This is a genomic window from Magnetospirillum molischianum DSM 120, from assembly GCF_000294655.1.
GTDB classification, from domain to species: Bacteria; Pseudomonadota; Alphaproteobacteria; order Rhodospirillales; family Magnetospirillaceae; genus Phaeospirillum; species Phaeospirillum molischianum.
Window position 1 is genome coordinate 1 of sequence record NZ_CAHP01000002.1, and the last position, 749, is coordinate 749.

1 pseudogene is annotated in these 749 nt (G+C 57.9%); it reads right to left on the reverse strand.

What is annotated here, in order from left to right:
• Positions 1 to 180: 180 nt before the first annotated feature.
• Positions 181 to 749 (reverse strand): annotated as a pseudogene (locus tag PHAMO_RS01600) (IS3 family transposase); the annotation flags it as partial.

A 749-nucleotide genomic window follows, 5' to 3' on the forward strand; every position in this document is an offset into this window, starting at 1 on the left:
TCCCTGTCTGCGGTCTCTGCTATCGGTAGCGAAAATCATGCTGTCACTGCCTAACTCAGTTATCAAAGTAAGCTTATCTGAAAAATTCATGGCTGCTGGCGGATGTGGCACTAGCGATCCTGTCCCGTGGAGTGGTGGTGTGGTAATCCCGCCATTTTTAGCGGGGGTTGGACATAGAATTCATGCGGCTAATTTCAGTTTCTGGGCGGGTGTGATGCCGCCGATGCCCATATTGGGGCGGTCGTTGTTGTAGGTCCAGAGCCATTCTGTCGCGTGATCCTGCACCTCCGCGATGGTTTCAAAGAGGAACTGGCCCAGCCATTCATGCCGGACCGTCCGGTTGTAACGCTCGACATAGGCGTTCTGCTGCGGCTTGCCGGGCTGGGGATGTGTTGGAGGCCGATGCCGTGCGTCTCGGCCCATTTCATCAGCGTACCGCTGATATATTCGGGACCATTGTCGACCCGAATAGCGCCCGGTTTGCCGCGCCATTCGATGATCTGGTTCAGCACCCGCACGACCCGTTCGGCGGGCAGAGAGAAATCGACTTCGATGCCGAGTCCCTCCCGGTTGAAGTCGTCGAGCACGTTGAGCAGCCGGAAAGCCCGGCCGTCCTCCAGACGATCTGCCATGAAGTCCATCGACCAGACCTGGTTGGGGGCGTCTGGCACCGTCAGTTCGTCGGGCTTGTCGCGTTTGAGCCGCTTCCGGGGTTTGATCCGCAGGTTCAGTTCCAACGCGCGATAGAT